Annotated in this window: 19 protein-coding genes and 1 tRNA gene; 8 read left to right on the top strand and 12 right to left on the bottom strand. The window is 61.4% G+C overall.

What is annotated here, in order from left to right; translation table 11 throughout:
* Positions 1-67 precede the first annotated feature (67 nt).
* Entirely contained in the window at positions 68-901 is an 834-nt protein-coding gene (gene fdhD, locus AS189_RS17860) for a formate dehydrogenase accessory sulfurtransferase FdhD (RefSeq protein WP_062291986.1), read from the top strand.
* 71 nt (positions 902-972) lie between these two features.
* Complete coding sequence (locus tag AS189_RS17855; protein ID WP_082634415.1) at positions 973-2034, top strand: alpha/beta hydrolase; 1062 nt, start codon at positions 973-975, stop codon at positions 2032-2034.
* 52 nt (positions 2035-2086) lie between these two features.
* Here the strand turns inward: AS189_RS17855 and AS189_RS17850 are convergent, their stop codons facing one another.
* The 6 genes from AS189_RS17850 to AS189_RS17825 all read right to left on the bottom strand — a co-directional run bounded on the left by AS189_RS17850 (position 2087) and on the right by AS189_RS17825 (position 7308).
* Positions 2087-2458, bottom strand: coding sequence for a hypothetical protein (locus AS189_RS17850; RefSeq protein WP_062291984.1), 372 nt, complete (start codon positions 2456-2458; stop codon positions 2087-2089).
* A gap of 46 nt (positions 2459-2504) precedes the next feature.
* Positions 2505-3785 carry a hypothetical protein gene (locus AS189_RS17845; RefSeq protein ID WP_062291981.1) on the bottom strand — a complete coding sequence of 427 codons (1281 nt, stop codon included), beginning with the start codon at positions 3783-3785 and terminating at the stop codon, positions 2505-2507.
* Positions 3786-3984: 199 nt separating this feature from the next.
* The gene (locus AS189_RS17840) at positions 3985-4833 is read right to left on the bottom strand and encodes a hypothetical protein (RefSeq protein ID WP_062291978.1); all 849 of its coding nucleotides are present in this window, start codon (positions 4831-4833) and stop codon (positions 3985-3987) included.
* A gap of 187 nt (positions 4834-5020) precedes the next feature.
* The gene (locus tag AS189_RS17835; protein ID WP_062291974.1) at positions 5021-5821 is read right to left on the bottom strand and encodes an amino acid ABC transporter ATP-binding protein; all 801 of its coding nucleotides are present in this window, start codon (positions 5819-5821) and stop codon (positions 5021-5023) included.
* Positions 5808-6467, bottom strand: a complete 660-nt coding sequence (locus tag AS189_RS17830) for an amino acid ABC transporter permease (RefSeq protein ID WP_062291971.1) — start codon at positions 6465-6467, stop codon at positions 5808-5810. Before AS189_RS17830 ends, AS189_RS17835 begins: the two co-directional genes overlap by 14 nt.
* A gap of 31 nt (positions 6468-6498) precedes the next feature.
* A complete protein-coding gene (locus tag AS189_RS17825) occupies positions 6499-7308 on the bottom strand; it encodes an amino acid ABC transporter substrate-binding protein (protein ID WP_062291968.1) in 810 nt (269 codons plus the stop codon).
* 284 nt (positions 7309-7592) lie between these two features.
* On the opposite strand from AS189_RS17825, the gene AS189_RS17820 reads away from it, so the two are divergent.
* Positions 7593-9509: an ABC transporter ATP-binding protein gene (locus AS189_RS17820; RefSeq protein ID WP_062291965.1), complete on the top strand. Its 1917-nt coding sequence runs from the start codon at positions 7593-7595 to the stop codon at positions 9507-9509.
* 59 nt (positions 9510-9568) lie between these two features.
* On the opposite strand, the gene AS189_RS17815 is transcribed toward AS189_RS17820, so the two are convergent.
* The 5 genes from AS189_RS17815 to AS189_RS17795 form a co-directional block, all read right to left on the bottom strand.
* The gene (locus AS189_RS17815) at positions 9569-9979 is read right to left on the bottom strand and encodes an NUDIX hydrolase (RefSeq protein WP_062291962.1); all 411 of its coding nucleotides are present in this window, start codon (positions 9977-9979) and stop codon (positions 9569-9571) included.
* A 164-nt stretch (positions 9980-10143) separates the two neighbouring features.
* Positions 10144-10479: a YnfA family protein gene (locus AS189_RS17810; protein ID WP_062291959.1), complete on the bottom strand. Its 336-nt coding sequence runs from the start codon at positions 10477-10479 to the stop codon at positions 10144-10146.
* 257 nt (positions 10480-10736) lie between these two features.
* A complete protein-coding gene (rarD, locus tag AS189_RS17805; RefSeq protein ID WP_202814106.1) occupies positions 10737-11732 on the bottom strand; it encodes an EamA family transporter RarD in 996 nt (331 codons plus the stop codon).
* Between the two features lie 6 nt (positions 11733-11738).
* Positions 11739-11810 (bottom strand) — tRNA-Arg (locus tag AS189_RS17800).
* Between the two features lie 49 nt (positions 11811-11859).
* Entirely contained in the window at positions 11860-12486 is a 627-nt protein-coding gene (locus tag AS189_RS17795) for a hypothetical protein (RefSeq protein ID WP_062291955.1), read from the bottom strand.
* Positions 12487-12518: 32 nt separating this feature from the next.
* On the opposite strand from AS189_RS17795, the gene AS189_RS17790 reads away from it, so the two are divergent.
* The 5 genes from AS189_RS17790 (at position 12519) to sucD (ending at position 19116) form a co-directional block, all read left to right on the top strand.
* Positions 12519-13400: an inositol monophosphatase family protein gene (locus tag AS189_RS17790; protein WP_062291953.1), complete on the top strand. Its 882-nt coding sequence runs from the start codon at positions 12519-12521 to the stop codon at positions 13398-13400.
* 62 nt (positions 13401-13462) lie between these two features.
* Positions 13463-15988 carry a DNA helicase PcrA gene (gene pcrA, locus AS189_RS17785; protein ID WP_237759918.1) on the top strand — a complete coding sequence of 842 codons (2526 nt, stop codon included), beginning with the start codon at positions 13463-13465 and terminating at the stop codon, positions 15986-15988.
* A gap of 3 nt (positions 15989-15991) precedes the next feature.
* Positions 15992-16756, top strand: a complete 765-nt coding sequence (locus AS189_RS17780) for a hypothetical protein (RefSeq protein WP_062291950.1) — start codon at positions 15992-15994, stop codon at positions 16754-16756.
* A gap of 272 nt (positions 16757-17028) precedes the next feature.
* Positions 17029-18198 carry an ADP-forming succinate--CoA ligase subunit beta gene (sucC, locus tag AS189_RS17775; protein WP_062291947.1) on the top strand — a complete coding sequence of 390 codons (1170 nt, stop codon included), beginning with the start codon at positions 17029-17031 and terminating at the stop codon, positions 18196-18198.
* Positions 18199-18213: 15 nt separating this feature from the next.
* The gene (gene sucD, locus AS189_RS17770) at positions 18214-19116 is read left to right on the top strand and encodes a succinate--CoA ligase subunit alpha (RefSeq protein WP_062291944.1); all 903 of its coding nucleotides are present in this window, start codon (positions 18214-18216) and stop codon (positions 19114-19116) included.
* Positions 19117-19278: 162 nt separating this feature from the next.
* On the opposite strand, the gene AS189_RS17765 is transcribed toward sucD, so the two are convergent.
* Positions 19279-19737 carry a MarR family winged helix-turn-helix transcriptional regulator gene (locus AS189_RS17765; protein ID WP_062291941.1) on the bottom strand — a complete coding sequence of 153 codons (459 nt, stop codon included), beginning with the start codon at positions 19735-19737 and terminating at the stop codon, positions 19279-19281.
* Positions 19738-19817: the final 80 nt, after the last annotated feature.

Below are 19817 nucleotides of genomic sequence, written 5' to 3'. Positions count from 1 at the left end.
ATGATTCCCTTCATCGCGGAGCATCTACTGTTGATCTTAGACGCTTTATTTTTTTGAAAGGATTTACATGGGACGGCTTATCCGCCGGGTCAAGGCCACCAAGATCAGCATCACCGATGGTCGCCGGGTTGTTCGCGAGGAGGCACTGGCCGTAGAGGAGCCTCTCGAAATTCGTTTAGGGCACGAGTCCTTCATGGTCACTATGCGCACCCCGGGCGATGATTTTGATCTGGTGGCAGGTTTACTGGTCTCGGAGGGGATCATCTTTGAACCTGTTCAGCTGATTTCGCTGCGGTTCTGTGCTGGCGAGGACGAAAACGGGCAGCAGACCTTCAACGTGGTTGAGGCTCAACTTCGCCCCGATGTGGCCATGCCATTACCAGCGGCCCAACGCCATGTGACTACCTCAAGCGCGTGTGGGATTTGCGGAACGGCCTCCATTGACGCCGTGCACAAGTCCTCCCACTTTAGGGTCGCTGCTCCCGTGGATGGGGTACTTCTTTCAGCGTCTGTGCTGGCAGCGCTGCCTGACACGCTGCGGGAACAACAGAAATTGTTTGAAAAGACGGGCGGCGTCCACGCGGCGGGGCTGTTTGCCCCGGATGGGGAGCTCCTCTCGCTGCGTGAAGACGTTGGCCGGCACAATGCCGTGGACAAGGTGGTGGGTGCCGCGTTCAGGGACAAGCAGCTCCCCTTGGACAACACCATTTTGCAGGTCTCGGGACGGGCCTCGTTTGAGCTCGTTCAAAAGGCAGCGATGGCAGGGGTGCCGATGCTCGCGGCCGTGAGTGCGCCGTCGTCCTTGGCTGTTGAACTGGCCCAAACCGCGGGGATCACTCTGGTGGGCTTTAGTCGCGGCAGCACGTTAAACGTGTACACACATCCCGGGCGCGTAGGCTGACGCCACAGTTGAAAGTCCGGTAGCAGCGTTTTGTTGACCGGGGGTTTCTGCGGCCCGAGGAGGAGAAATACATGCCGAAAAGTTCAGTTTCGGTCCGTGCGCTTTCGGTCGGCGCGATGCGAGGCGCCATTCGCGCGGTCGCTGCGCTGCCGGAAGGTGTTCAGCGGCTGATCGCCGGCAAGCCGATTGAGATTGATGGCCAACGGTTGTTTACCGAAGTGCAGATGGCGTTGCGGCTGCTCAACGCGCTCCCGGAATCGGAAGATCTCTCCTTGTCGCAAGCACGGGAACAGACCGAGGATGCGGCCCTGTTGCTTGGTCTAAATACGCCGGTGGGGCAAGTGCTGAACATTGCTATTCCGACCCGTGCAGGCTCGGTGGGTGCCCGCGTTTACGTCAATGATCCAGCCGTCCCGGTGGAAGCAGCCGTGGTCTATTTTCATGGCGGCGGATGGGTAGTGGGTGGCCTCGATTCCACGGACTCGGTGTGCCGCTACATTGCCGCCGAGGTGAACGTGGCCGTGATTTCGGTGGACTATAGGCTGGCGCCGGAACATCGCTTCCCGGCCGGACTCGAAGACGCCATCGATGCGTATAGGTGGGTGCGGGCGCAGCAGCAATGGGGCGATGTTGTGGCGGTGGCCGGTGATAGCGCCGGCGGTACCCTCAGCGCGGCGGTGTGCGCCGAGACGCTTGACGAGGGTGCGCCGGATTACCAACTGCTGTTCTACCCAGCGACGGATTTGTCTAGGAAACACCGCTCTTATGAACTGTTCGGCGAGGGGTTCTTCCTGACAGACACCAAAATGGATTGGTACCGGGAGCGTTATCTGAGCGATCCCACGCAAGCCACCGATCCTCGGGTCTCACCACTTCTGGCCGAGCTGGCCGGACATCCGCCAGCGCACGTGGTGGTCGCGGGGTTTGACGTGCTGCGCGATGAGGGGCTGGCGTACGCCGACAAGCTTGAGGCGGCAGGAACTCCTGTGACACGGCAGATCGCTTCCGGACACATCCATGCCTTTGTCAACGTCATAGGCGTTGGCAAGACCGGCCGCCGGGAGCTCGGTCTTGCCGTCGAATCTCTGCGGGCTGGGATTGCCGCGATTCGCCGGTCTAGGGTTGATCCCTAAAACGATCCGCGGTTGATCCTTGAAATTGCGGTGGGCGTTCTCACTAACCTGTTTAGTGCGCGCCGCTGGCGAATTCCCGGATCTGATCCACGGTAGGTGTGATCGGGAGCCCTAACGCAGAGGGGCGAATGCCGTTTTCCTCGTCACCCTCAGTGAAGACGTAGTAGGACACTGAAATGGTGCCCCTGGTCGAGCCGGAGGTGTCGGCAAAGGTGTGCAGAGAATCGGAGAGCACCGTTTCCAAGGAGGCATCCGCGGACGCGGTGATACGGACTGTGATGCGTGTGCTCATCCCGTTGTTGGTGTTGTAGTCGGTGCTGACGTGAACTACCCCAGGGACGTCAGCGAGTGCGGCGTCCATGTCTTTGACAAAGGATGCGCCACCATTGGAGCAGGCGGCCAGAAGTGCTGCAAAGAGTCCCATAAGAAGAACCATACGCAATCTGCGAGCCTTTATACTCATGTTGGATTTACCTCCGGCTTACGGGGATGTCTACAGCGCTCACCCTGTCGGGATCGTTGCTGAGGAAGACATCCATTGATGGATCTTGTTCGTACGAGCCTATGCCAGGGTACTTCGAGGTGTTGGCCAAATCATTCTTGTACAGGTCCGTTGCATGGTTGGTGGAGACATCCCGAACGTCTTGGACCAAATTGCCAATCGGCGACGGCGCATAATGCAGGATGTTGCCCAAAGCATCACGTGGCGGGTCATCCATGGTGACAACTGTGACATTGGACGGAGTGCCCGGCATGTTGAAGTTGGCGTCCAGCCCACCCAGATCCAGCTTTGGAACAAGATCGCCCTGGTGCTGCGCCTCGAGCACGTGGACGCGCGGGTCAATATCCACACCGTTCACGGGGGACCCCACTGTCACCACATTGGTGACGTTGTACCGGTCCATGAAACCGGGGTCTGAGGCAAGGGCAGCCGCGATCATGCCGCCCTGGCTGTGTCCTGCCAGCAAAACCGGGGCTCCCGGTGGAATGCCTGCCTGTTGCATGGCCAGCTCGATGGCCCTTTGGGCGGAGCTGGATTGACCTGCCATGACCATCAAGTTGCTGGTCAGGTCTCTGCCCTGCCCGCTGCCGTTGATACCCCACGTCTCTGTGCCGGGGATGTTGACGATGTAGGCCATGCTGCCGTCAGGCTGTTCCACGCTGACGATCCGCACATCCCCGTCCGGTGTGCCTGGTGTTCCTGCCACATTGTAGGCGTCCTCGACCCCGCCGAAGATGGAACTAATCGAGTTGGGCAGCTGTAACGGGTGATCGGAACTATTGCTGACAGGTTGAGGCTCCCCAGCATAGGGCTGGCCGTCTTCGAATAGATTCAGGTTGACGTGCCCGCCGGTGAGGACGCTTACTCCGGTGCTGAAGCTACTTCCCAGGACCAGACCGGCCGAGGCAGCAAGTCCAGCCAGCGAGGGTGGATTGCCGTCCAGCCACTGGCCAGCCATGCCCAGAAAATGACTCAAATGCCCGGCACCCGTGGTCGCAGCCTTATTGATGGCGGAAAAATCAATCTGCTGACCAATCCAGCTGAGCCCGTCCTCAACCGCATTGACCACGTTGTCAGCGGCGTCATGGATGCCGTCCACGACGTTGTCCACGCCATCAGTGACGTCATCCCACAAGTCCTTGCCAGCGCCGACAATGCCGTCCCACAGGCTTCCACCGCCAGTATCCACAGCGCTGGTGCGTTCCTGCTCAGCTATTTCACGCAGCAGCTGGGTTGCTGCATCCTCCAATTCTCGGGCAGTGGTGCTCAGACGCTTCCTGTTCGCCGGCCACTGTGCGCGGAACCGGTGGCTGTCCGGGCCCTGCCATCCCGTGCGGCCAACCGTCTGGGCGAGAGACGCTCCCGCCTGCTCCAGTTGGGCGGCCGATTTTTCAGTATTTTGACGAGCTCACGGCAGTCCGCCGGATCCAGCCCCTGCATTCCGGAGCTCATTGGGCGCCATCTTCAGTAGCAGCAGGAGCTGCAGCTGCAGCCGCAGCCAGGGCGTCGTGTGCGCCGGCCACCGCGAATACCAGCTCATGGGCAATGTGCCCCGCAGGCACCTTGGTTAGTCGCAATTCCGGGGCTTCACTGCTGGTTGCCGGGCTGGATGCCGTGTTGCGGGTGGTCACCGAATACAACGTCTCGCCCTGCACCGACCACATGCCAGAGAAGACCCGCGGCGGAAGTCCTGGCGCTACCGTGGTGACGCTGAGGGTAATGTTCGCGTCCTCGGCAGGAAGCGACGCTGGCGTGGTTCCTGCGCCAATGACCACCGACGGCTCGGAATTCATGGGCGCTGCCTGGGCGCGAGCACGGACAACATCCAGCGGCGGCAGCAGACGGGACACAGCACCCCACACGTTTTCCTCGTTGAACAGCGTGATCTCCATGCTGTCCTCGCTGCCGGTGATAGTGGTGCCAGCAGAGCCCTGCTCAGACACATGCCGCTGGTGGACGGCCAGCCCGCGCCCGGCCCGCAGCCCCAAAGCACTGGTGGTACTGACACCGTTGTACGTGCCCCGCGCCGTCACCGTGATGGGAGCTGTTAGAAGAAGTGCGACGGCGCCTGTCCACTGCCGCGTTACCTCACCTGGCAGCGGGGACATCTCCAAAGTATGCAGCTCTGCCCAGCCAGCTGCTGTGGCTGCTTCGGTCAAGGGCTCGGCGCCTTCGGCGGCCGCGGTGGTGGGAAGTCCCAGCGTGGCGCTGGTTGATTCGCACAGCAAGGTCCACGCGGTGGTGCTCATCTGCACACGGCGCAAAATGATGGGACGTGCCGTGGATGGTTCAGTCATGTGTTTCCCCTGTGCAGTGTCGGTGGTGCAATCTCGGTAGGCGCCGGGCGGACTACCCAGTCCAGACGCGTAGAACAGCTCTGTATCAAGCTATGTCACCGGAGGTGGCGTTGGCGATGGGGTGCACTCCCCATGACCTCGGCTGGGGGTTGGGGTTGGGCTCGGCTAGGGGATAAGGGATACAGGCCTAAATTTCGTGAAGCAGGCGCCGCACGAACGCCTGTGTACGTTCCTCTTTAGGGTTGCGCAACACTTGGCTGGCCGGACCGCGTTCCACCACCACACCGCCATCCATGAAGACCACCTCATCGGCTGTCTGCCGGGCAAAGGCCAGCTCGTGGGTGACAATCACCATGGTCCACCCTTCGTCAGCCAGTTCCTTAATAACGGCAAGGACGTCATCCACCAGCTCAGGATCGAGGGCCGAGGTGGGCTCGTCAAAAAGAAGCAGTTGCGGCTTCAGCGCCAGGGCGCGCACAATGCCGACACGCTGCTGCTGGCCACCGGAAAGTTCAAAGGGGTAAGCGTCGAGTTTGTCCGCTAAGCCCACACGCGCCAGCAGCTTTTCCGCCTCGGCCACAACGTCAGCGCGGGGACGCTTCTGCACTTGAACCGGGCCCTCGATGACATTTTGCAGGACCGTCTTATGCGGGAAGAGGTTGTAGTGCTGGAACACCATGGCGCTGCGGTCACGTAACGCGGCAACCTCAGCAGCCCGAGCCTTTTTCGAGCTCGCCGTAGCACCGAAGTCAATGGTGAGATCTTGCTCAGCGGATGCGTCCCGGGCACCCACGGTGACTTTTCCGGCGTCGGGCATCTCAAGTCCATTAAGGGAACGCAGAATGGTGGTCTTGCCCGAACCGGACGGGCCAATGAGTGCCACCACCTTGCCGCGGGGGACATCGAGATCGATGCCGCGCAGCACGGTGTTGGTGCCGAACGCCTTGGTCAGGCCACGAACCTGTAAGACGGAATCAGTGGGCGACATAGCGGTCCAACCTCTTTTCCACACGGGTCTGGGCAGTCGACAACACGAGGCAAATGACCCAGTAAATGAGGGCCGCCTCAAGGTAAAGCAGCATGAATTCCCCGCTGAACGCCGCCACCTGCTGGGCAACGCGGAACAATTCGGTGACGAGAATCAGCGACGCCAGCGAGGTGTCCTTGACGAGCGAAATGAAGGTGTTGGAGAGCGGCGGGACGGACACGCGGGCGGCCTGCGGCAAAATGATCCGCAGCAGCGTCTGATTGCGCGACATGCCGATCATGTGCCCGGCTTCCCACTGGCCACGAGGCACAGAGAGGATTGCGGCGCGAATGATCTCGGCCGCGTAACCGCCCACATTCAGGGAGAAGGCGATGATGGCGCTGGGCCAAGGATCCAGCTTCACCCCAATGGTGGGCAGCCCGTAGAAGATCACGAACAGCTGCACCAACAGGGGAGTTCCGCGGATGATCGAGACGTAGACCCCGCCCACGCCACTGGCCAGTTTGTTCGAGCTGATACGCATGACCGCAATGATCAGCGCGATCAGTAAGCCCAGAACAAACGAGGCCAGTGTCAGTGGAATGGTGCCCTTGATGGCGCCCAACAACATGGGGCCTAAGGAACTCCAGAAGAGATTAAAGTCCATGGCTGAACTCTAGCGGGTTCGGTGCCGGCGCTTACTTGCTGAAGTCTTCGCCGAAGTACTTTTCGCTCAACTTGGTCAAGGTGCCATCCGCGCCGAGATCCTTCAGTGCTGCGTCGACAGCATCCTTGAGGGCAGTGGAGCCCTTGCGGAAGGCGATTGAGGCGTCGGAGGATTCATCGGTGGTGGCGGCGATCTTCAAACCCGAGTTAGGCGTGTTCTTCAGGTAATCCACAACCGTGAGCTTGTCATTGACGCTGGCATCAACACGGCCGTCCTTCAACAGTGTGGCGGCCTGGGCCCAGCCTTCAACGGCCTCCACCTTGGCGCCGCTGGAGGTGGCCAGTTTGTACCAGTTGCTGGTCAGCGACTGGGCCGTGGTCTTGTCCTTCAGATCGGCAAAAGACATGATGTCTTTGTTGCTATCCAGGGTCACGATGACGCCATGGGACACCGTGTACGGGGTGGACAGCTCATACTTTTCCTGGCGTTCAGGGCTGACGGTCACCTGATTGGCGATGGCGTCAAAGCGCTTGGCTTCCAGACCGGCAAAGATGGAATCCCACTGGGTTTCTTCAAACTTGGCCTTCACGCCGAGCTTGTCAGCAACAGCCTTGGCGACCTCGACGTCGTAACCAGTCAGATCGCCGGCGCCGCCTTCGTGGTAGCTGAACGGCTTGTAGGTGCCCTCGGTGGCGAACACAATCTGGCCAGCATCCTTCACGCTGCTCAGGGATGTGTCCCCGCCAGCAGAGGTACCCGTATCGGAGGTGCCGCCGCACGCCGCCAGGACTAGTGATGCTGCTGCAAGTAATCCGACGACTCCAAAGCTGCGACGATTCATTTCTACGTTTCCTTTGCTGTGCTGTGCTCGATGGTGAGATGCCGCGAAGGTGCTGAGTCGCGGCGGTTCCGTCATTGGACGCTATCACTGTGAAACCCCAAAACGGGCGGCAATATTTCCCCCTGAGTAGCAAGGGTGACGTTGGTGATGTGAATCTCATGCCCGGGACAGGCCTGAAGCGTGCCTTGGACAGGCCTCAAGCGGAATTGGAACCCGGGAATTCCCAATGTAGGGCAGGGCGTTTAGGCTTATAGCTTGCCCACTTAATGATGAGGAATACACGCATGAGTATGGAAGGCGCGGCCTGGAGCTCACTTTGGAGCACCATGCGCTCGGACAAGTCCAACGGCGGAATCTCGAAGGACACCCTGCGCCGAACGATCCTTTTCGCCAAGCCCTACAGTCGCAAACTGTTGGTCTTTGTGGTGCTGTCGGTGATCTCGGCGGCGCTTGCGGTGGCCACTCCGGTGCTGGCCGGCCAAGTAGTGGATGCCATTGTGGCGAAATCTGCCGTGGATGTGGTGGTGCGTCTGGCAGGCCTCATTGCGCTCGTGGCGGTTTTGGATGCAGGGCTCTCACTGGTGATCCGCTGGATTTCGGCGAACCTGGGTGAGGGGGTCATCTTGGATCTGCGCACCGCCGTGTTCGATCACGTGCAGCGTATGCCCATCGCCTTCTTCACCCGTACCCGCACGGGCGCGCTGGTGAGCCGGCTCAATAACGATGTCATTGGTGCGCAGCAGGCGTTTTCCGGCACGCTCTCCGGCATTGTTTCCAACTCCGTTCAGCTGGTATTGACGCTCATTGTCATGTTGAACACCTCGTGGCTGGTGACGTTGCTGGCACTTGTTCTGCTGCCGATCTTCCTCATGCCGGCCCGCCGCTTTGGCCGCCGACTGGCTGGGTTGCGCCGCGAGGCTGCTGACCTGAACGCCGATATGAGCACGCAGATGACAGAGCGCTTCTCCGCTCCCGGTGCCACCTTGGTCAAGCTGTTTGGCCGCCCCGCCGAGGAGTCACGCGAGTTCGCCTCCCGTGCGAACCGCGTCCGCGACATTGGCGTACGCACCGCGATCATGCAGTTCGTGTTCTTCACGGCGCTGATGCTGGTCTCCTCACTGGCGCTGGCGCTCGTGTATGGCCTGGGTGGCGCCCTCGCCATCGGTGGCACGCTTAACGCGGGCGACGTCGTCGTACTGGCCCTGCTGTTGACTCGCCTGTACGCCCCGCTCACCGCCTTGGCGAATGCGCGCGTGGACATCATGAGCGCGCTGGTCTCCTTTGATCGCGTGTTTGAGATTCTCGATCTGAAGCCGCTGATTACTGAAAAGCCCGTTCCGGTGGTGCTTCCAGCGGGCCCGCTCGCCGTGGAGTTCTCCGACGTCCGCTTCGCCTACCCGTCGGCGGACAAGGTCTCGCTCGCCTCGCTCGAAGATGTTGCGGTGCTGGACACGCGCGGCGGCGAGGATGTGCTGCACGGGATTTCCTTCCGGGCCGAACCTGGCCAGACCATTGCGCTGGTGGGTTCCTCGGGGGCGGGCAAGTCAACCATTGCGCAGCTTCTTTCAAGGCTGTACGACGTCGATTCCGGCACCGTGCGCTTGGGGGGCGTGGACGTGCGGGATCTGTCCTTCGATGGCCTCCGCGCCGGCGTTGGCATGGTCACGCAGGACGGACACCTGTTCCACGAATCCATTCGATCCAACCTGCGCCTGGCCAAGCCCACCGCGACGGATGCGGAGATTTGGGATGTGCTCAAGCGTGCTCGGCTCTCGGCCTTCGCGGAGGCTCTGCCCGATGGTCTGGACACCGTGGTGGGGGAGCGCGGATACCGGCTCTCCGGTGGTGAACGCCAGCGCCTGACCATTGCGCGCCTGTTGCTGGTGCAGCCAGCCGTAGTGATTTTGGATGAGGCCACCGCGGCCTTGGATTCCACGAATGAGGCCGCCGTGCAGGCCGCTTTGGGTGAGGCATTGGAAGGCCGGACGGCGCTGGTCATTGCGCACCGGCTCTCCACCATCCGCTCCGCCGACGTGATTCTGGTGCTGGAAGCTGGACGCATTGTGGAACGTGGCACGCACGACGAACTCATTGGCGCCGGCGGGCGCTATGCGGAATTGCACGACACCCAGTTTGCCCAGGCCGTGGCCGCCGTTGCGGACGCCGAGGTACCGGATGGTTCCTTCCCCAAGGAGGCATAGCGGCTTCGGTTTGCGGCTGCCGTTCTTGCTTGCCTGCTAGAGCTGCTAGTTAAGGGAAGTTATGCGCTCAGCAGGCGCGGGAGCACGTACTCGGTCAGTAGCGGGGCGAGGTCTTCGTAGTCGGCTGCGTCGATCAGGTGCATCCAGCGCAGCTCGGCAATCTCCGCTGCCGGGACGATTGAACCGGCGGCCCAGCTTCCCGGAGCGGTAAAGACTGTGGCCTCGATGTCCGTGTTGGCTTCGTTGGCGGCGGTGCCGTGCCAAACACCCATGAGTGTGAGGTCTGCGGCGGCGATCTCCAGACCCACTTCTTCGGACAGCTCCCGAGACCCGGCTTCTGCTGCGCTCTCGCCCGGTTCGGGCTTGCCGCCAGGGTGCATGAACTTATCGGTGCCGTTTTTGCGGACCGTGAGGAGCCGTCCGTCGTGATCGTAGATGCAGACGGCGGATACTTTCAGGACGTTTTTCACGTGGTCAATCCTATCGGGTGCAGGTTTCTACACCTTTCCTGCTCATTTCCTCCCGAGCCCACCCCGCGAGGATGCAGTAGTTGCCAATGATTGCGAGGAACATTAGCAACTGCTGCATCCTCGCGGTCGGCGGAGGTAGGGGTAGTGCGGTCGGGGCGCGAACACTAGACCGGGCGGGGCGCGAACATGATGATGCTGACGCCGGCCAGAGCCACGAGGGCGCCGATGATGTCCCAGCGGTCGGGCGTGAATTTGTCCACGATCATGCCCCAGACCAGGGAACCGGCAATGAACACCCCACCGTACGCGGCCAGAACCCGGCCAAAGTTGGCGTCTTGTTGCATGGCTGCGATGAATCCGTAGGCGCCCAGGGCTACGATCCCCAGACCTGCCCACCACCACGCTTTGTCCTCGCGCACGGCCTGCCAGATCAGCCACGCACCGCCAATTTCAGCCACGGCGGCCAGTGCAAACAAGATGATGGTTTTCGTGATGCTCATGATTCATCTTCTCCCAGCGCGAGCAGTGCGTGCGGTGAGTGTCCACTTAATGTACGTTTGAGCGCCGAAATGGGCTCGAAGCGTACGTTAAGTGGACACTCGAGGGGATGGGATGGGGTGGCGGCCTGGCGGAGAGGCGTAGGGAGGATCCGTCGAAACGCCCCAATCGCTGAGGGAGGGTCCGTCGAAACGCCCCATTCGCTGAGGGAGGGTCCGTCGAAACACCCCAATCGCTGAGGGAGGGTCCGTAGTGGTGGTCAGGGCTTGGGCAGTGCCTTTCGCCGGCCGTCCACAGCTAGGAGTAGCAGCGCCAACAAGATGGGGCCGTAGGTGAACATGGCGGACCAGCCAAGGGTCTCGCCCAGAAAGAGTGAAACGCCCACCAGCAGGACCGGCTCAACGTAGCTCAGCAGTCCAAACAAAGACAATGGCAGCCACTTGCTGGCCAACAAATACAGTGCCATAGCGATGCCACCGAGAATGCCAATGGACCAGGCCGCCCAAAGCCCTTCGGTGTCACCTCCGGAGCTCAAACCGTGCGGGCCGGCCAGAATGAAATACACGCCCACGGGCAACAGGACGAGCAATTCCGCCGCAAACGCCGGCAGATGATCGAAACCGCTCTTGCGCCTCAGCACAAAGTACACGGGGTAGCCCAGACACACCAGCAGTGTAGGCCAGGCCAGTCCGCCCGCGGAGAACGCCTCATGGGCAACTCCCACGGCAGCTGCGGCGACAGCCAATTTACGTAACGGGCTGAGCCGGTCGGCGAAGAATGCTCGGCCAGCCAGCACCATGGTCAGCGGAAGCAGGAAGTAACCAAAGGACACCGACAGCGCCATGCCATTCAGGGGCGCCCACATGAAAAGCCACAGCTGGACTCCGACAATACCGGCCGCCAGTAGCCCGGGCAGAAGGAGCGCCGGCCGACGTCGAACTTTAAGGAAGAGGTCACGGAACTCGGCACGCGCCCCGGGAAGAAACGGGAAGATCGCACCCAACGTGGCAAGGGTCAAGACCACGCGCCAGCCAAAGATTTCCTCGGCGCCCCACCCTGGCAACAGCCCGGCGATCAGAAAGATGACGGCGAACAGGACCGATGCAATGAGGGAGGTGGCCACGCCGCGCCCGGCATGAGCATGAGACGGGGCGCTTGTGGAAGCAGATCCGGAATCCATGGCCGTGTTCTCTTTCTCACAGGCGCCCTCACAGGCGCCGAAAATATCCGGCGCGGCCGCGATGTGTGCGGGCATAAAAAGTGCCCCCGCCGGGGATCGAACCCGGATCTGCCCTTTAGGAGAGGGCTGTCTTATCCATTGGACTACAGAGGCGCGTCCCCAAGCCTAGCGGAACAGGCAGGCAAGCAAAAAACGGGACGGGTCAGGCTTGCTCGGGCGCTGCCTTCTTGGGGCGGCCCAGGAACAGTGCGACGCCGATCGCCAGCAGTGACGCAATCAGCAGCATCCAGGACGCTGTGACAAGCCCTGACGCCAGAGACACTGCTCCGGAATCAAGGGTTTCGGCCCCGAGCATGGAATCGACGGCTGCGTTGGCCCACAGGGAGATTGCGGCAAAGGCCAGCGGCAGCACCCACAGTGTCCAGCGCAGCGCTTTCTTGGCCACATTGCTAGCAATGACCGTCAGGGCCGTGATGGCGAAAATGAGGGCGAACAAGGTCCCGGCGGTTTTGCCTACATAGTTCAGCTGTCCCAGCGCATCGGCGTTCATGGCCAAACGCAACGCCTCAACATGTGCGGAGCTAAATCCGAACACGAACGACTGCGGCATGGCCAGGCCGTCGGCGAGGTCCTTCATCTGGTTCAGCGTCAGCAAATGGAAGTACGCAAACAAGAACAAGCTGGCCACGGAACCGGCAATCAGGATCAGGTTCGCGTTGCCCTGAGCCTTTTGCGGGGTGCGCTTGGTGCTGGTGTTGACGATGGGAGCACTTGGGCCAGTGGCAGCTTTGCCATGCAGGGCGGCGCGCTGTGCGGGAGTTTTAGCCATGTTCTCATTATCGCCCAGATTAGGCTTACCCCATGGCACACCTTGAGAATTCAGCGCCCAGCGACAGCGATTTGGCGGCGAAACTCCTCCGCGAGGCCGGCGCCTTGGCACTGTCCATCCGAGCCGACGGCCTGGCCACGTTGCAAGCCGGGCGCCAGATCAAGGCCAATGTGTCCGATTTCGCCACGGCCGCCGACCTCGCCGCAGAGACCCACATCTTTAATGCCCTGCGCGCAGCCCGCCCCCTGGACTCCATTCTGGGCGAAGAAGGCGCCGGACACGTGGGCACCTCAGGCCGCACGTGGGTGATCGACCCCGTTGATGGCACCTATAACTTCACCAGCGGCTCTACCTATTGGTGCTCCGCGCTGGCCCTGGTCCGCGCCGATGCGCCGTCCTCCGATGAAAGCCCCGATCAAAGCTCCGATGGAAGTTCGACGCCGGCCCCCCTCAGCAATGCGGAGGTGCTGCTGGGCGCCGTGTTCCAGCCCGAAGAAGACAAATTGTGGTTGGGCGGGACCACTGTTGCCTCCACGCTCAATGGCGATCCTCTTCATCTCGGTGCGCAGCCGGATGTGGGCGAACTCTCTGCCGCCACCTATATTCACCCGGGCTGGCTGGCCCAGCCCCGGGCGGCGCTGCCGTGGCAGAAAGCCGCCGAACTGCCCGCCACGCTGCGCATGCTCGGCTCCGGATCGTGCGATCTGGCACGGGTTTCCCAAGGTGAGTTGGGCGTATGGTTTCAGCACAGTGTCCCGTCCTGGGACTGGCTCCCAGGCAAAGGCATCGTGGAGGCGGCGGGTGGGGACACCGCCGTCGTCCGTGTCAATGGATTGGACTGGTGCCTGGCCGGTCCTAGGGGTGCCGTGGCAGAACTCGCCACAGCGCTTCGGAGTGGTGAGCTGCCGGTCTAGCCGCGGGCAAATGGCGGGCGGGCACGGGAATGTCGGTGGGGCGAACTACACTGGATTGCACCATGGATATGTTGTTTGACCCTTACCCCCAGAAGCCCAAGCCCACACACAGTGCAGGTGCCGGTCTGCCCGCGTGGCAGCCTTTTGAGCAGGAAGATCCTGGCGCCGACATGCCGGAATTCGCCGGGGCAGCCCCTGCCTGGGAGCGGCACGCGCAGCCGGAGGAGCCTTCGCAGCGGCGCTGGCCCGATCCTGCTGAACTGCTCGAGGGCATGAATCCGCAGCAGGAAGCCGCAGTAGTCCATACGGGCTCACCGCTGCTCATTGTGGCCGGTGCAGGCTCGGGCAAAACCCGGGTACTCAGCCACCGCATTGCTTATTTGCTGGCTACGGGGCAGGCGCATCCGGGGCAGATTTTGGCCATCACCTTCACGAACAAGGCCGCCGCGGAAATGCGCGAACGCATTGAGGCGCTCATTGGGGACGCGGCGAAGAGCATGTGGATTTCCACGTTCCACTCGTCGTGCGTGCGGATTCTGCGCCGTGAAGCCAAGACCATTGGCCTCAATTCCAACTTCTCCATTTATGATTCGGCCGATTCGCTGCGCCTGATTACCTTGGTGGCCAAGGGGTTGGATCTGGACCCGAAGAAGTTCACGCCGAAATCGATCATGCACAAGATTTCAGCACTGAAAAATGAACTCATCGACGACGATGAAAACTCCATGAACACCAATTTCAGCGACCCCTTCGCGGCGGCCGTGGCCGAGGTTTACAAGGGCTATGCCCAGCGCCTGCGCCAGGCCAACGCCATGGACTTCGATGACCTGATCGCCCAAACGGTGTACATGTTCCGCGCCTTCCCGGGCGTTGCTGACTACTACCGGCGCCGTTTCCGGCACGTCTTGGTGGATGAGTACCAGGACACCAACCACGCCCAATACGCGCTGGTGAAGGAAATTGTGGGCACCGAAGCTGGCGGCGATGTGGCTCCAGCCGAACTGACTGTGGTGGGCGACTCCGACCAGTCCATTTACGCGTTCCGTGGCGCTGACATCCGCAACATTGTGGAGTTCGAGCAGGACTATGCCAACGCGGCCACCATTAAATTGGAGCAAAACTACCGCTCTACGCAGAACATCCTCAGCGCCGCCAATGCCGTGATTTCGCGCAACCCCAATCGCCGGGAGAAGCGGTTGTGGACTGCCGAGGGCGACGGCGAGAAGATCGTGGGCTATGTGGCCGAATCCGAGCATGAAGAGGCCCGGTTCATCGCCAAGGAGATTGACAAGCTCCAAGACGAGTCCGATCTGCGCCCCGGCGACGTTGCCATTTTTTACCGCACCAACGCCCAGTCACGCGCCATTGAGGACATCCTGGTCCGCGTGGGCCTGCCCTACCGCGTGGTGGGTGGCACCCGTTTCTACGAGCGCAAGGAAATCAAGGACGCCCTCGCCTACCTGCGTGCTCTGGTCAACCCGGACGACGACGTCAACTTGCGCAGGATTCTTAACGAACCCAAGCGCGGGATTGGCGACAGAGCCGAAGGCGCCGTGGCGGCTCTGGCCGAACGCGACCGGATTTCTTTCTCGGCGGCCATGGCTCGAGCCGATGAAGCGCCCGGCATTGCCTCCCGTTCGTTGAACGCGGTTAACACCTTTGCCAAGATGATGGGTGACTTGGCCGAGATTGCGGCAACGTCCACACCGGCCACGGCGCTGGAGGCTGTCTTGGAACAAAGCGGCTACCTCGAAGCACTGCGTACCAGTACTGATCCGCAGGACGAATCGCGGGTCGAAAACTTAGCTGAGCTGGTCGCCGTGGTGCGTGAATTTTCGCAGGAAAACCCGGAGGGGACACTCGGGCAATTCCTGGAGCAGGTCTCTCTGGTGGCTGACGCTGACCAGATTCCCGATGCGCCCGGTGGCTCCGAGGCGGAAGCCGCGGCTGCCGTGGCTGAGGCCAAGCGGCTGGGTGTGGTCACGCTGATGACCTTGCATACGGCCAAGGGACTGGAATTCCCGGTGGTGTTCTTGACGGGGCTGGAACATGGTTTGTTCCCGCATTCACGTTCCGCAACAGACCCCAAGGAACTCGCTGAGGAGCGGCGCCTGGCTTATGTGGGGCTCACCCGTGCCCGCAAGCGGCTATACATCACCCGTTCGGAAGTTCGCAGTTTGTGGGGGCAGAGCCAGTACAACCCGGCCAGCCAGTTTATTGATGAGATTCCGGCGGAACTGATCGAATGGAAGCGTGAAGGCACCTCCCGGGTGGCCCCGGTGGAGGGAAACTTTGGATCCAGCCGCTACTCCGGTTCCTCGTGGGGAGCAGGAACGGCCGTGGGTGGCCGCGATTCCGGGGCACTGCCGCCGAGCATCTCCGCCCGCACCGCAGCCGGACGCGTGGAACCGCAGAAGGAAGTCATTTCCGTCAGCGTGGGGGACAAGGTCAACCACACCAGCTTTGGCAACGGTGTTGTGCTGGAAATTAGCGGTGCCGGTGATAAGACCGTGGCCAAGGTGCGCTTTGAGATTGGTGAAAAGCGATTGCTGCTGCGTTATGCGCCGCTGGTGAAAGAAGAGGGTTAGCGGATGGGAATCGCCCTACGCAGACCTGGCGCTTTGTTGGCAGCCGTACTGGCAGCAGTGCTGTGCCTAGCCTTGTCAGGGTGCATCACCGTGCCGGATCCGGCTCCCGTGCCCACTCTCAGCCAGGGGCCCACAGATCCGCCGGATTATGTGGAGCGATTGAAAGCCACCCCCGTGGACAAGCCCACGGATGCGCCGGATAGCTCCGCGCTGCCGCAGTTCGTCACCGATTCCCGCAACATTGCCTGTGTTTTCACCACGTCGCAGGCCGGTAACCTGAACCAGCCGTGGGAGCCCAACAACTACGGAGACCGTGCCAACGAGGCGGCCCCAATAATCCCTGTGGCCAACTGTGAGATGGCTAGCTACCCGGCGCCTGCCCAGGGCGACATTGCGGATAATTGCGCTGGCACCAACATCGGATACCTCGGCGGCACCGCTCTGCTGTACCCGGACCGAGCCGTTTACGGTGGATGCCGGGCAGGTGTTACGGCTGTGGAAGCGGCCTTCGGCATCGACGGAACCGCCAACCAAGACATGGAGAGCATTCCAGTTTTGGCCCCAGGCCATGCCATGGAAGCGCAAGGTTATCGTTGTGCCCCGTTGGATGATGGTGTTGCGTGCGCCAACTTGGCCGTCGGGATGGGATTCTTCATTGCAGCCGGAAAATATGAGCTCTTTGGGCCCGGTACCAAGGAAAAAGCCAAGGAAGGTCCCAGCGGGAAACCTAAAGTACAGACCACGGAAACGGCTAAGGTCGCGAGCTAGCGCGGTTCTGAGTCGCTCAGGGCCGGTTCAGCCCCGGAGTAGCGTCGGGCCAATACCGGGCCAATAACGGGCCATTGTCGGGCCAGCGCAAGGGGCGGAAGCCGCGGAAGGAGGGGCACGCCGTCGTACATTTCCAGTGCTCAATGTGAGCCGAATAACCCGTTAACACTGTGGTGCATTAGTCAAATATGTGCTTGCGGTGTGAGACGGTAATGTGTGAAAGGGGCTAATACCCTCAAAATCACTACTTCGACGCAGAAGGACACTAATCCGTGGACCTGTTTGAATACCAGGCGCGCGACATGTTTGAGGCTCACGGCGTTCCCGTGTTGGCCGGCATCGTGGCGCACACCCCTGAAGAAGCAAAGGCAGCAGCCGAGAAGATTGGCGGCGTAACCGTCGTCAAGGCACAGGTGAAGGTCGGTGGCCGCGGTAAGGCTGGCGGCGTCAAGGTAGCCAAGAACGCTGAAGAAGCGTTTGGGTATGCCTCTGACATTCTCGGCATGGACATTAAGGGTCACACCGTCAACACGGTCATGATCGCACAGGGTGCAGACATTGCGCAGGAGTTCTACTTCTCCGTACTGCTGGACCGTGCCAACCGCAACTACCTGGCCATGTGCTCGGTAGAAGGTGGCATGGAGATCGAGGAGCTCGCCGTTGAGCGCCCCGAGGCTCTGGCCCGTGTTGCAGTAGATCCGGCCGTCGGCATCGATGCGGCCAAGGCCGACGAGATCGTAGCGACCGCAGGCTTCAACGCCGAGCTGGCACCTAAGGTTGCCGCCGCCATCATCAAGCTGTGGGACGTCTTCGTCAAGGAAGATGCCACCCTCGTTGAGGTCAACCCGCTGGTTCTCACCGGCGCCGGCGACATCGTGGCTCTGGACGGCAAGGTCTCACTCGATGAGAACGCTGACTTCCGTCACCCGCACCACCTGGAACTCGAAGACGCAGCTGCTGCTGACCCGTTGGAGGCCAAGGCTAAGGCTGCGGACTTGAACTACGTCAAGCTCGACGGCGAAGTTGGCGTTATCGGTAACGGTGCCGGCCTGGTTATGTCCACGCTGGATGTTGTTGCTTACGCTGGCGAAAACCACGGCGGCGTCAAGCCCGCCAACTTCTTGGACATTGGCGGTGGAGCATCCGCAGAGGTCATGGCCGCTGGCTTGGACGTCATCCTCAATGACCCTCAGGTCAAGAGCGTTTTCGTCAACGTCTTCGGTGGCATCACTGCGTGTGACGCTGTTGCCAAGGGCATTGTTGGCGCACTGGCCGAGCTCGGTTCAGCTGCTAACAAGCCGCTGGTTGTCCGCTTGGACGGCAACAACGTTGAAGAAGGCCGCCGCATCCTCAACGAAGCCAACCACCCGTTGGTTACCCTGGCCGCCACGATGGACGAGGGCGCCGACAAGGCTGCCGAACTCGCCAACGCTTCAAAGTAGAGGTTTAGAAAACTTATGTCTATCTTCTTGAACAAAGATTCCAAGGTCATCGTCCAGGGCATCACCGGCGGCGAAGGCACCAAGCACACCGCTCTGATGCTCAAGGCTGGCACCCAGGTTGTTGGCGGCGTGAACGCACGCAAGGCCGGCACCACGGTTGTTCACGGCGACGTTGAACTGCCCGTCTTCGGTGCAGTCACCGAAGCTGTTGCCGCTACCGGCGCCGACGTGTCCATCGTCTTCGTCCCCCCGGCATTCACCAAGGACGCCGTCGTTGAAGCCATCGAAGCCGGCATTCCGTTGGTTGTTGTCATCACCGAAGGCGTGCCCGTTCAGGACGCTGCCGAGTTCTGGGCACTTGCTCAGTCCAAGGTTGACGCTAACGGTGAGCAGATCACCCGCATCATCGGCCCGAACTGCCCCGGCATCATCACCCCCGGCGAAGCACTGGTTGGCATCACCCCGAACAACATCACCCAGAAGGGCCCCATCGGCTTGGTTTCCAAGTCCGGTACCCTGACCTACCAGATGATGTTCGAACTGCGCGATCTGGGCTTCTCCACCGCGATCGGCATCGGTGGCGACCCCGTCATCGGCACCACGCACATCGACGCACTTGCTGCGTTCGAAGCTGACCCGGAGACCAAGGCCATCGTCATGATTGGTGAAATTGGTGGCGATGCTGAAGAGCGCGCAGCCGAGTACATCAAGGCTCACGTCACGAAGCCCGTTGTTGGCTACGTTGCAGGCTTCACCGCTCCTGAGGGCAAGACCATGGGCCATGCTGGCGCCATCGTTTCCGGCTCCGCAGGCACGGCTCAGGCCAAGAAGGAAGCCCTCGAGGCTGCCGGCGTCAAGGTTGGCAAGACGCCTTCCGAGACCGCTACCCTGCTGCGCGAAGTTTTCGCAGCGCTGTAACTCTTCTGTATCAGAGAGGCCCCGTGGATTCTATCCGCGGGGCCTCTCTGGCGTTTGAGGTGCTGGTGCTCGAGTCAGACGGAGCCCCGTCGAGACCGACGCAGCCCAACGTCTGACTCGACGGCGCTCCGTCTGACTCGGCGAGTGGGGCCGGGTGTGGCGCTACGTGGCAGGAACCGCGGCGTGGAGCTGGGGGAGCGCGGTAACCAGCGGTGCCAGCTCGGGCAACAGGGCCGCTTCGGCGAGGGCACACTCGAGGGCCTCGTCGTGGACGGGACGCGCCATGACTAGCAGCTCGGATCCCGCGGGCGTGAGCTCGGTGTAGATGCCGCGGCGGTCATCGGCGCACAGAATCCGCGTGAGCAGGCCACGATCCTCCAGTCGGTTGACCAAGCGAGTAGTGGCGCTAGGGCTCAGCGCCGTAGCCCGACCCAGTTGTTGCATGCGCATATGCCAGCCATCCTGCCGCGCAAGAGCGTCCAGAACCGTGAACTCAACAACGGAGAGCTTTGCCGCATTCTGCAGCGACTTTTCCATGTTGGACTCAATCAGTCCGTGCAGAGCAGCCAGCGTTCGCCACCCCTGGGCACGAACTTCAACGGCGTCGTCCTTGATGCCCATGGACCTTCCCTTCCCGAGATTGCGTGCTGTGCAGCACAAAAGCATTTAGTTGCTTGCGCGCTATAGTTGCGTGTGCAACA

The sequence above is a fragment of the Arthrobacter alpinus genome (genome assembly GCF_001445575.1).
GTDB classification, from domain to species: Bacteria; Actinomycetota; Actinomycetes; order Actinomycetales; family Micrococcaceae; genus Specibacter; species Specibacter alpinus_C.
Note: the sequence above shows the minus strand (reverse complement) of the source record. Positions and strands in the feature narration are given on the sequence as shown.

Coding starts and splice junctions, on each gene's coding strand:
- fdhD (WP_062291986.1), top strand. CDS start 68: ATGGGACGGCTTATCCGCCGGGTCAAGGCCACCAAGATCAGCATCACC.
- AS189_RS17855 (WP_082634415.1), top strand. CDS start 973: ATGCCGAAAAGTTCAGTTTCGGTCCGTGCGCTTTCGGTCGGCGCGATG.
- AS189_RS17850 (WP_062291984.1), bottom strand. CDS start 2,458: ATGGGACTCTTTGCAGCACTTCTGGCCGCCTGCTCCAATGGTGGCGCA.
- AS189_RS17840 (WP_062291978.1), bottom strand. CDS start 4,833: ATGACTGAACCATCCACGGCACGTCCCATCATTTTGCGCCGTGTGCAG.
- AS189_RS17835 (WP_062291974.1), bottom strand. CDS start 5,821: ATGTCGCCCACTGATTCCGTCTTACAGGTTCGTGGCCTGACCAAGGCG.
- AS189_RS17830 (WP_062291971.1), bottom strand. CDS start 6,467: ATGGACTTTAATCTCTTCTGGAGTTCCTTAGGCCCCATGTTGTTGGGC.
- AS189_RS17825 (WP_062291968.1), bottom strand. CDS start 7,308: ATGAATCGTCGCAGCTTTGGAGTCGTCGGATTACTTGCAGCAGCATCA.
- AS189_RS17820 (WP_062291965.1), top strand. CDS start 7,593: ATGAGTATGGAAGGCGCGGCCTGGAGCTCACTTTGGAGCACCATGCGC.
- AS189_RS17810 (WP_062291959.1), bottom strand. CDS start 10,479: ATGAGCATCACGAAAACCATCATCTTGTTTGCACTGGCCGCCGTGGCT.
- rarD (WP_202814106.1), bottom strand. CDS start 11,732: ATGCCCGCACACATCGCGGCCGCGCCGGATATTTTCGGCGCCTGTGAG.
- AS189_RS17795 (WP_062291955.1), bottom strand. CDS start 12,486: ATGGCTAAAACTCCCGCACAGCGCGCCGCCCTGCATGGCAAAGCTGCC.
- AS189_RS17790 (WP_062291953.1), top strand. CDS start 12,519: ATGGCACACCTTGAGAATTCAGCGCCCAGCGACAGCGATTTGGCGGCG.
- pcrA (WP_237759918.1), top strand. CDS start 13,463: ATGGATATGTTGTTTGACCCTTACCCCCAGAAGCCCAAGCCCACACAC.
- AS189_RS17780 (WP_062291950.1), top strand. CDS start 15,992: ATGGGAATCGCCCTACGCAGACCTGGCGCTTTGTTGGCAGCCGTACTG.
- sucD (WP_062291944.1), top strand. CDS start 18,214: ATGTCTATCTTCTTGAACAAAGATTCCAAGGTCATCGTCCAGGGCATC.
- AS189_RS17765 (WP_062291941.1), bottom strand. CDS start 19,737: ATGGGCATCAAGGACGACGCCGTTGAAGTTCGTGCCCAGGGGTGGCGA.